Genomic DNA, 11,025 nt, shown 5'->3' on the forward strand with positions numbered 1-11,025 from the left:
CATGACCTCGCAACCCACGCCCCCGCAGGCGCCGGACACGGCCCGATCTCCGCAACCGCAAGCCGTACTCCCGCATCCCGCTGTCCGGCTCGACCGGGTCGGCAAGAGCTACCCCGGGAGCTCCGGGAGCTCCGGCGGCTCCGCCTCGTACGCCGTCCACGACATCAGCCTCGACATCGCCCCCGGCGAGTTCTTCTCCCTGCTCGGTCCCTCCGGCTGCGGCAAGACCACCCTGCTGCGCATGATCGGCGGCTTCGCCGACCCCACCGAGGGCAGCGTCCTGCTCGACGGGGAGGACGTGACGGGCCTCCCGCCCCACCGGCGCAACGTCAACACCGTCTTCCAGAGCTACGCCCTCTTCGACCACCTGTCCCTCGCCGACAACGTGGCCTTCGGCCTCAAGCGCAAGGGCGTCGCCCGCCCCGAGATCCGCCGCCGGGTCGCCGAGATGCTCGACCTCGTACAGCTCGGGGACCTGGCGGGCCGCAGACCGACCACCCTCTCCGGCGGCCAGCGCCAGCGCGTCGCCCTCGCCCGCGCCCTGGTCAACCGTCCGCAGGTGCTGTTGCTCGACGAGCCGCTGGCGGCTCTCGACCTGAAGCTCCGGCGTCGGATGCAGGTCGAGCTCAAGCAGATCCAGCGCGAGGTGGGCATCACCTTCCTGTTCGTCACCCACGACCAGGACGAGGCCCTGACCATGTCGGACCGCCTCGCCGTCATGAACGACGGCCGCCTCGAACAGTGCGGGACTCCGGAGGACGTGTACGAGCGCCCCACCAGCAGCTTCACCGCCTCGTTCCTCGGGACCTCCAACCTCGTCCCCGGCACCTACCGCGCCGGACGGGTGCTGCTCGACCAGGGCCCGGCGCTCCCCGTCGGCGACCGCCCCGGCATGACCGACGGCCGTCGGGTCAGTCTCTCGCTGCGCCCCGAGAAGATCTGGCTGTCCGACTTCGAGCCCGGCATGGCCCGGGTCACCGGTGTCGTCCGGGAGACCGTCTACTCCGGCCCCACCACCACGTACCTCATCGAACTGGCCCCCGGCGTCACCGTGCACGTCCTGGAGCAGAACACGGCCCGCTCCCGCATGGAGGACCGCTGGAGCGGCGGCGAGGAGGTCGAGCTCGGCTGGCGGCCCGAGCACTGCCTGGTGTTGGACTGACGACGGCCCCTCCGAAGGAGACACCATGCACCACGATGTCATCGTGCTCGGCGCCGGACTCGCCGGACTCGCCGCCGCCCGCGACCTGGCCGCGGGCGGAGTCGACGTCCTCGTCGTCGAGGCCCGCGACCGGGTCGGCGGCCGCGTCGAGCAGACCACGCTGCCCGACGGCCGCCTCGTCCAGCTCGGCGGGGAGGTGGTCGGCTCGGCGCACACCGCGTACACGGCGCTCGTCGCCGAACTCGGCCTCTCCCTCGTCCCCAGCTACGTCGCCGAACCCGGCGCGCTCGCCCGCGCCACGCCCGAAGGCGTCAGCGCCGGCGACCCGCCGCACTGGTTCGGCCCCGGCGACGACGCCTCCCACCGGAAGGTCACCGCCGGCTTCGCCGCACTCGCCGCGACCGTCGACCCCGACGACCCCTGGTCCCACCCCGAGGCCACCGCCCTGGACCGGATGTCCGTGGCCGGCTGGCTGCGCGACGAGGGGGCGAGCCCGGCCGTCGTACGGCTGTGGGAGATCGGCCAGCTCGCGCTCGCCGACGGCTCGTTCGAACGTACCTCGCTGCTCGCCGCCCTCCGCAAGCATGCCGCCGTCCCCGGCCTCGGCCACTACGAGTACGAGGCCTGGGAGGGCCTGCGGGTGGCCGAGGGCTCGGCGACCGTGGCCCTGCGGATGGCGGCCGGGCTCGACGGCAGAATCCGAACGGGCTCGCCCGTCGAGGCGCTCGTGGTCCGCCGCTCCGGCGACTGCTCGGTGCGCCTCGCGGGCGGCGAGACCCTCACCGCGGCCGCCGTCGTCAGCGCCCTGCCCGCCGGCCCGCTGCGCTCGCTCGCCGTCACCGGCGTCGGCGAGGAGCGCCTGGCCTCGCTGTACCACCAGCGGCACGCCCTCGCCGCGAAGTTCGTCGCCGCCTATGACCACCCGTTCTGGCGCGACCGGGGGCTCAGCGGTCTGTCCGAGTGCGAGGGGGTGTTGGGCAGCACCTGGCCGCAGAACGAAGGCATCCTGTCTGCCCTGATCCCGCCCGAGAGATACGGCGTCCTGCTCGGCACCCCCGCCCACCTGCGCACCCGCGAGCTCCTCGCCGAGATCGCCCGGCTGTACGGCGACCAGGCCCATCGGCCACGCGCCGCGCATCTGCGCCTGTGGGGCACCGACCCCTGGACCCAGGGGTACGTCACGCAATGGGCTCCTGGCGACGTCATGGCCGTCGGCCCCCGTCACGGCACCCATGAACCGCCCTTCTACGTCTGCGGATCCGACCAGTGGGTGGCCGGCTACATGGAGGGCGCCGTCCGCACCGGCCGCGCCGCCGCGAAGGAGGCCCTGCGCCGTGGCTGACAGTCTGCTGAACCACATCGGAGGCGAGGACCGAGCCGCCGCCACGGGCATGACCACCGAGCTGGTCGACCCCGCCACCGGGCGCGTGCACGGCCACGCCCCACGCTCCGGCCGCGCCGACACCGACGCCGCCTGCGCGGCCGCCGCGGCCGCGTACGGACCCTGGTCGGCCACCACCCCGGCCGACCGGCAACGGGCCCTGCTCGCCGTCGCCGACGCCGTCGAGGCGCACGCGGACGAGCTGACCGCCGCGGAGACCGCCGACACGGGGAAGCCCGCCGCACAGTTCCGCACGGAGGAACTCCCCGCGATCGCCGACGCCTTCCGCTACTTCGCCGGAGCCGCCCGCAACCTCCCAGGCGCCGCCGCGGCCGAGTACACCGAGGGCCGCACCTCCCTGCTGCGCCGCGAACCTGTCGGCGTCTGCGCCCAGATCACGCCGTGGAACTACCCCCTGATGATGGCCGCGTGGAAGATCGCACCGGCCCTCGCAGCCGGCAACACCACCGTCCTCAAACCCGCCGACACCACCCCCTCCTCGTCGGTGCTCCTCGCCCGGATCGCGGCCCCCCACCTGCCCCCGGGCGTGCTGAACGTCGTCTGCGGCGACCGCGACACGGGCCGCGCCCTCACCGCCCACCCCGCCGTCGCCCTGATCGCGCTCACCGGCAGCGTCCGCGCCGGCCAGGAGATCGCCGCCTCGGCTGCGGCCGGCCTGAAGCGGGTCCACCTCGAACTGGGCGGCAACGCGCCCGTGATCGTCCACGACGACGTCGACGTCCCGTCCACCGCCGCCGCCCTGGCCCAGGTCGCCTTCTACAACGCCGGCCAGGACTGCACCGCCCCCACCCGCTTCCTGGTCCACGCCCGCATCCACGACGCCTTCCTGGACGCCCTCGCCGACGTCGCCCGCGCACTGCGCCCCGGCACCGACCTCGGCCCGCTCAACAACGCCGCCCAGCTGGCCTCGGTCCGCGCCCTGCTCGACCGGCTGCCCGGCCACGCCCGGATCGTGGCCGGCGGCACACGGCCCGCGGGGCCCGGCTTCTTCCACGCCCCCACCGTCGTCGCCGGGGTGCGCCAGGACGACGAGATCGTCCAGGAGGAGATCTTCGGGCCCGTCGTGACCGTGCAGTCCTTCAGCGACGAGTCCGAAGCCCTGCGGCTCGCCGACGACGTACGCTTCGGACTGGCCGCGAGCGTATGGACCAGAGACCACGACCGGGCGATGCGGGCGACGAGGGCCCTGCACACCGGGATCGTGTGGGTGAACACCCACGGCACCACGGTCTCCGAAATGCCGCACGGCGGAGTCAAACACTCCGGATACGGCAGCGACCTGTCTCTCTCCGGCCTCCTCGACTACACCCGGCCCAAGCACGTGATGATCTGAGCCGCGGTCCCCTCCCGGTCCCTTGCGGACGACGTCGAGGAATTGCCGCGCCGCCTCGCGGAACGCCTTCGCACTGCCGGCCATGAACAGGGTCTCGGCATGCAGGCGCTGGTGCAACAAGTCGCGGTGGGCCGCCGCTGCATGGCGACCAGGATCCGGGCCCTGCGCGGACCAGCCGCCTGCGGCTTGGCCGAATCGTGGCCGTTTCCGCTGGTCAGCGACCACGCGAGGCGTGTACCACCAGCACTCGAAGAACCTGCTGGTGTCGTACTCGCCGAAGAGGCTCGGCTTCTTCCAGCGGAACGAATCAGGGCACCTGACCTGTGGTCTTGCCCGGGTCAGGCGCCTTCTCGGTGCGCGCAGCACTCCAAATGGGGAGGTGTCGAAATACGCCTCTTCCCCCAGTTCATCCCACCCGTATCCCAGTCCTGACCAGCAGTCCCGAGCCATACACGGGCCAGATTGCGGCTCAGCCCGTTGGACCGCTCTCCCCACTGCGCAGGCTCCACTCCTGCATCGACTCCTCAATGAGCCGATTGGAATGCTCCTGAAGACCGTCCAGAAACCTGGCGTAGTACTGGAAAAGCACTTGGATACTCTGGCCAGCCCGGCGCGCGCATTCGGCAGGATCCACACCAGAGTGCAGCCAGAACGAGATCCCGGCATGCCGGAGGTCATAGGACCTCTTGGCAAGCAACGCCAGCTGCTCATGGGGAGCCAGGACCTTCTCACGAGCCCGCCCCCACGTCTTGCCGTAGGCCGCTGCATCAACGTAGCCGCCGGCCTCATTGCGAAAGACTCGACCATCAGGCGCAACGCCGAAGCGATCGACGTGACCTCGCAGTGTGTGCACGAACGACGGCGGTATCGGCACGGGACGCGTGGCCTTGACGGCTCGCCGCTTCAACGAGTGCACCTCGTGGACCGAGCCATCGTCCGTCCACTCCTTGCCGGCCCTGACGACACCTCCGCTCAGGTTGAGCATGCCCCAGCCGCTCTTCGGCAGATGGCAATGTGAGATCTGCAGGTGGATGATCTCCGCCGGACGCATGGCCGCGTGGTACATGCAGTCGAAGAACGCCTCCATATGCGGGCCGCGTCCCGGTTGTTGGCCAACAGCACTCAACAGGCGAGCAACCTGGGTCGGGTTCGGCACGCAGGCCGGGTCCACTTCCTCACTCACCCCAGGAGCCTGCCACTTGGCCCTTGCGAGCGGACTCTCCGCGAAGTATCCCTTGTCGACGGCAGTTCCGAGGACCTCGCTGAAGGCCGATCGATTCCGGATGGCGGTTTTCGCCGCGGCGGACTCTCCGTCGATCTTCCGGCCAAGCGCGTCCAACGCCCTGCGCACGACGTCTGGTTCCATCAGCTCACCGACGGGCAGGGAGTGCCGCTGCATCCAGTCGAGGGCATGCTGCCATTCGGCGCACGGTTCACTCTCCCAGGCGCGCTTGTTGAACGCCCATGAATACAGCGCGCGCCGCAGAACCCTCGGCTCGGAATAGCACGCTTCGCGCCGCACCAGCGCGGGCGTAATGGTGGCGAGTGCATCAGCGAGAGTACGACGGGTGTTGCCAGGCGTTCGGTCCCATCGCTCATCGATGTAGGCATGAGCCAGGTCGTACCAGGTGGTCCGCTGCCTAATGGCACGGATCTCGGAAGCCGGCAGACCGTCTGCTCGTCGAAGGCCTCACCGTCGCGCGCCGCCGTCATGAGCTTCGCGCGCCGGCTCTCGGCCAGGCCCTTGGTGATGAAGGACTCCGACCTCTCGCTGCCGTTGACCGTCCATCGGACCTCGAACGGCTTGCGACGCTGCGGCCGCTCCCGGATGTCCCAGAAGCGAACCTTGTAACTCATCGCCATTCGGGCGTATCCCTTTCGCACGCCTGCCACCAGGCGTCAAGGTCGGCACGACGGCAGCGGAGTTCGCCGTTCGGCAGCTTGATCATTCGAGGGGCCTACTTGCGGGCACGCAGACGGTAGAATGCCGACGGACTCATGCGGATCTCCGCCAGGACTTCAGCGAGTTTCAGGGCAGGGGGACGAGCCATGTCTTCCTTTCAGTCGGGGCGGGAAGGGCTGCACGACTCGAAGTCGCAAGGACGAACCGTGCAATCTCGGGTAAGCACGCCCTCTCGCTCCACCCCCAACCACAGCCGATGCGGACAGACACCAATGGTCTGGAGGATCGCCGGTTTGGCTAACCCGGGATCGTCGGCCAAATTCCGCTGCCGGCCTAAGGGCTTCGGCATTTACGCCTCACGCTAGGCCCTATCTGAGGAAGCCAGCCGATACAACCGAAGTGGATAGAACGCATCGTCCGCGGCGGGCACCAGAAGGCCTTCTACGGCAAGCAAGCGGAGGTTACGAGCCACAACGCGTCGACTGCGTCACCACTTGGGAATAATCGCTTCGGGCCGCAGCTCAGGGATGCGCCGGCGATGTGCGCTAGTACGACTCGATCGTGACTGTAGTCGCTCTGTAGTGGATCCTCACCAAACAGTCCAGCTGCGCAGACGCAACGACAGCGCGCATTGGAAAGAGAAGCGAATCAGAGAGGTTGAGTGACAGTTTTCGACAGATGGCCTCCCTGGGTTGGAGCTCGACCGCCAATCCGAGCAGGGCGGATGCACCCATCTGGGCCGGCTCTGGTTGATCAGGATCCCGCCGCACCCTTCTGACCTAATGCTTCCCGGACGTTGTACGTTGACATGGATCCGGACGGTCCTCCAGCCCTGTCGGAGTCTTAGTTGTCTGCCGTGGGCGAAAGAACCAGCAACTCGGACGAGAGCTCATCCCGCCAGATCCTCACCGGCAAGACGCCGCGAGATCAGGGTCTGTTCGTTGCCGGGATGCTGGATGTGGTCTGGCACCGGAGCACCTGTGGCATGTGACCGCCGGTCGGAGGCTCCGGTCGCAGATCCGAAGACCGTCTGCGCCCTGATGTCCGGCCAGCTCCGGGCCGCTGCGCAACCTGCACGGTCGTGAGGGTGCTGACCTGGGTCGCGGACGGCTCGATGAACACGATGCGCGGCCGCCGACCGACGCGGGAGCTTAGCCAACGTGCGGGTCGTGGTCGTGCGGACACGGCCGTCGGAGACGGCTGGCGCCCGAAGACCTTCACGCTCGCGGAGCGCGGGGAGAACATGAAGATCGCCAAGTCCAAGCCGGCCGAGCACGGCCTGCCGTTCTCGACCGAGAGTCTGGCCAAGCTGGCCGACTTCTTGGCCGCCGCACAGAGCGAGTGGAACTTGAAGGCCGGCTGACGAACCGCTGCGGTGATCGGGACCGTTGAGACAAACTGACGACAGAGGCGCCGCAGTCCGGCGCCGGCGAACGAGGGGGAGCTACGTGGACAGGGCAATCTCGCTGGCCGAGGCGCTGCGTGAGGTACGGCAGGAGCTCTATGCAGCGCAGGACGAGGCGGATCGCGAGCAGATCCGTTTCGAGGTGGAGCAGGCCGAGCTGACGCTGGAAGTGGAGTTCCGACGGGACGGCAACGGCAAGGTGAACGTCGAGGTCGGGGCTCTGGGATCCAAGATCGGTGGTGAGGCTGGCGGTGGTATGGGCAGTACGCGGCGACAGTCGCTCACGCTCACCCTCCAGGTCCGCGACGAAGCACTGGGCGGTGACCGAGTGAAGATCCGACGCACGGATGCAGGCCCCGATGTATCGGATACCGACTCGACGGAGCCGAGCGCCCCGGAAACCCAGCCGCCCAGCATTGACCCGAGTGCGGAGCGGGGTGCTGGGCCCCGGCCGTGGGAGGCGTGACGTGGACCCGCAGCGCCTCGTATGGGTCGGCACCTGCAACCCGAAAGGGTGCGGCTCCGGTTACCTGATCGGACCGCAGCTGGTGTTAACGGCCCTGCACGTAGTCAGGGCAGAGGGCCGCTGGGCTGAGCACGTGGAGACGCGGATCGGTCACGCCGACTTCGGAGGGTTTGAACACCGACGGGCGCAGGTGTGCTGGCCCGACCCCCTGGACGGGGTCCCCTCACCGGACGCTCTGGACATCGCGCTGCTGTGGCTCGACAAGTCCGTGTCGACCTCAGAGGGGCCGGTGCTCTGGGGCCACCCTAGTGGCACGGTCCAGATCCCGTACGCGGGCGCCGGGTTCCCCGCGTTCGCAGCCGATGCCGGAAGCCCGGCGCACGTCGAGGCTCTGCGCGGCGAGTTGTCCGCGGTCTCTACGTCCTCGGCTGGCTGGGTGCTGGACTGCCAGGTCTGGCCCGCACCCGGCCGTGACGGAGAGCGGCCGTGGGCCGGAGCGTCGGGCTCAGCCATCTTCTGCCATGGCCGGCTCGTAGGCGTGGCGGTCGAGGACAACCGGCCCATGGAATGGCGCCGCCTGCACGCCGCACCCATCCACCGGGCCCTGGGACTAACTAGCTTCGCCCGGCTTATCACCCGGCACGGACACCCTGGAACCAGCGCAACGCTGGAGGAAGTGACTGCCGGTACTGATACGTCGGCGCCGGGCAGAAGCGAGGTGAGGTGGCCGATTGTGGTCGGGCAGGTGCCCACCCAGGCCACAGCCCTTCAACCGCGCAGCGCGCTGCGGGAGAAGATTGACAAAGCGCGGTCGGCCGGCGGGGCGGTCGTCCTGACCCAGGTCCTCTCCGGGGGCGGCGGGGTCGGCAAGACGCAGCTCGCCGCCGCCTGCGCCACCGACGCCCTGGAGCAGAGCGCGGACCTGGTGGTGTGGACTCCTGCGACCGAACTGCAGCAGGTGATCACCCAGTACGCCCAGGCGTCCGCCGACCTTCACCTGCCCGGTGTGACGGGCGAGGACCCGGAAGCCGATGCCCGTGTCCTGCTGAGGTGGCTGGCAGCGACATCGCGGCGGTGGCTGATCGTGCTCGACGACATCACCGATGTCACCACGCTTGGCACCTGGTGGCCCGTCAGCCGGACGGGAAGCGGCTGGGTCCTGGCCACCACCCGACTCCACGACGCCCGCCTCACCGGCGGTGGCCGCACCCGCATCGACGTCGGCGTCTACAACCCCGAGGAATCCCTCTCCTACATCCAGGAACGCCTAAACGGCGACGACATGGGTCACCTCCTCGATGAGAAGGCCCCCGCGCTCGCCGAAGCCCTCGGGCACCTCCCCCTCGCGCTCGGCCTCGCCGCCGCCCACATGCTCAACGAAGCACGCAATTGCACCGAATACCTGGAGATGTTCAGCAACCGCGCCACTCGCCTGGACGACGCACTGCCCGACACAGCCGACACCGAAGGCTACGGCCGCCAGATCACTGTCGCGCTCCTGCTCTCCCTCGATGCCGCGCAAGCCGCCGACACCACCAGCCTCGCCATCCCCGCACTCCGTCTGACAGCCCTCCTCGACCCCGCGGGCAACCCCCACGCCCTCTGGGCCACCCCACCCGTCCTCAACTACCTCACCTCGAACCGCCCAGACGGCGAACAGGTATCCGCCAACCAGACCCACAGCGTCCTCCGGCTCCTGCACCGCTACGCACTCATCACCCACGACACCCGCACCGAACCCCGCAGCGTACGCATCCACGCCCTCACCGCCCGCGCCATCCGCGAAACCATCCCCGAACCCGAACTCCCCAACCTCGCCACCACTGCCGCCGACGCCCTCCTCTACACCTGGCCCGAGATCGACCAGCCCCATCGCGACCTGGCCACCGCTTTGCGCACCAACGCCGACGCACTCGCCCAGCACTCCCACCACCAACTCTGGCGCGCTCACGTCCACCCGGTTCTCTACCGCGCTGGCCGCAGCCTCCTGGACGCGGGCCTGACCAGCAGCGCCACCGCACACTGGCAACAGATGGTTGACACCGCCGAGCACCAACTCGGCCCCGACCACCCCGACACCCTCGCTGCCCGACACAACCTGGCCTCCTCGTACCAACAGGCGGGCCGGACCCGGGAAGCCATCGACATCAAGGAGCGGGTAGTCGCGGACTGTGAGCGGCTCCTCGGCCCCGACCACCCCGACACCCTCACCGCCCGCGCCAACCTGGCCACCTCGTACCAACAGGCGGGCCGCACCCGCGAAGCCATCGACATCAAGGAGCGGGTAGTCGCGTATCGTGAGCGGCTGCTCGGCCCCGACGACCCCAACACCCTCACCGCCCGCGCCAACCTGGCCTCCTCGTATTGGCAGGCGGGCCGGACCCGGGAAGCCATCGACATCGAGGAGCGGGTAGTCGCGGACTGTGAGCGGCTGCTCGGCCCCGACCACCCCGACACAGTCGCCGCCCGCGCCAACCTGGCCTCCTCGTACCAACAGGCGGGCCGGACCCGGGAAGCCATCGACATCGAGGAGCGGGTAGTCGCGGATCGTGAGCGGCTGCTCGGCCCCGACCACCCCAACACCCTCGCTACCCGACACAACCTGGCCTCCTCGTACGAACAGGCGGGCCGGACCCGGGAAGCCATCGACATCAAGGAGCGGGTAGTCGCGGATAGCGAGCGACTTCTCGGCCCCGACCACCCCAACACCCTCACCGCCCGCGCCAACCTCGCCACCTCATACCAACAGGCGGGCCGCACCCGCGAAGCCATCGACATCAAGGAGCGGGTAGTCGCGGATAGCGAGCGGCTGCTCGGCCCCGACCACCCCAACACCCTCGCTGCCCGACACAACCTGGCCTCCTCATACCAACAGGCGGACCGCACCCGCGAAGCCACCGGCATGCTGGAGCGCGTAGTCACGGACTGTGAGCGGCTGCTCGGCCCCGACCACCCCAACACCCTCACCGCCCGCGCCAACCTCGCCACCTCATACCAACAGGCGGGCCGCACCCAGGAAGCCATCGACATCAAGCAGCGGGTAGTCGCGGATAGCGAGCGGCTACTCGGCCCCGACCACCCCAACACCCTCACCGCACGCGCCAACCTCGCCACCTCGTACCAAGAGGCGGGCCGCACCCAGGAAGCCGTCGACCTCCTCGAGCGGGTAGTCGCGGATAGCGAGCGACTTCTCGGCCCCGACCACCCCAACACCCTCACCGCACGCGCCAACCTCGCCACCTCGTACCAAGAGGCGGACCGCACCCAGGAAGCCGTCGACCTCCTCGAGCGGGTAGTCGCGGATAGCGAGCGACTTCTCGGCCCCGACCACCCCAACACCCTCACCGCACGCGC

Annotated in this window: 7 protein-coding genes and 1 pseudogene; 6 read left to right on the forward strand and 2 right to left on the reverse strand. The window is 69.5% G+C overall.

Annotation, left to right across the window (positions count from 1 at the left end; genetic code table 11):
• Position 1: 1 nt before the first annotated feature.
• The 3 genes from ACWCO8_RS19210 to ACWCO8_RS19220 are packed head-to-tail and all read left to right on the forward strand — an operon-like array spanning position 2 to position 3,897.
• Positions 2–1,162, forward strand: a complete 1,161-nt coding sequence (locus tag ACWCO8_RS19210) for an ABC transporter ATP-binding protein (RefSeq protein ID WP_451033211.1) — start codon at positions 2–4, stop codon at positions 1,160–1,162.
• Positions 1,163–1,187: 25 nt separating this feature from the next.
• Positions 1,188–2,504 carry a flavin monoamine oxidase family protein gene (locus ACWCO8_RS19215; RefSeq protein ID WP_451033212.1) on the forward strand — a complete coding sequence of 439 codons (1,317 nt, stop codon included), beginning with the start codon at positions 1,188–1,190 and terminating at the stop codon, positions 2,502–2,504.
• Complete coding sequence (locus ACWCO8_RS19220; protein WP_451033213.1) at positions 2,497–3,897, forward strand: aminobutyraldehyde dehydrogenase; 1,401 nt, start codon at positions 2,497–2,499, stop codon at positions 3,895–3,897. The genes ACWCO8_RS19215 and ACWCO8_RS19220 overlap by 8 nt, the downstream gene beginning before the upstream one ends.
• A 469-nt stretch (positions 3,898–4,366) precedes the next feature.
• Here the strand turns inward: ACWCO8_RS19220 and ACWCO8_RS19225 are convergent, their stop codons facing one another.
• Together ACWCO8_RS19225 and ACWCO8_RS19230 are read right to left on the reverse strand one after the other, a co-directional pair.
• The gene (locus ACWCO8_RS19225; RefSeq protein WP_451033214.1) at positions 4,367–5,419 is read right to left on the reverse strand and encodes a site-specific integrase; all 1,053 of its coding nucleotides are present in this window, start codon (positions 5,417–5,419) and stop codon (positions 4,367–4,369) included.
• Between the two features lie 331 nt (positions 5,420–5,750).
• Positions 5,751–5,948: pseudogene (locus tag ACWCO8_RS19230) on the reverse strand (helix-turn-helix transcriptional regulator).
• Positions 5,949–6,887: 939 nt separating this feature from the next.
• Here ACWCO8_RS19230 and ACWCO8_RS19235 point away from each other — a divergent pair.
• The 3 genes from ACWCO8_RS19235 to ACWCO8_RS19245 all read left to right on the forward strand — a co-directional run.
• Positions 6,888–7,163 carry a hypothetical protein gene (locus tag ACWCO8_RS19235; protein WP_451033215.1) on the forward strand — a complete coding sequence of 92 codons (276 nt, stop codon included), beginning with the start codon at positions 6,888–6,890 and terminating at the stop codon, positions 7,161–7,163.
• An 85-nt stretch (positions 7,164–7,248) separates the two neighbouring features.
• Positions 7,249–7,671, forward strand: a complete 423-nt coding sequence (locus tag ACWCO8_RS19240; RefSeq protein ID WP_451033216.1) for a trypco2 family protein — start codon at positions 7,249–7,251, stop codon at positions 7,669–7,671.
• A 1-nt stretch (position 7,672) separates the two neighbouring features.
• The coding region (locus tag ACWCO8_RS19245; protein WP_451033217.1) for a tetratricopeptide repeat protein at positions 7,673–11,025 on the forward strand (3,353 nt) is incomplete at its 3' end.

The sequence above is a fragment of the Streptomyces sp. NPDC001927 genome (assembly GCF_053594455.1).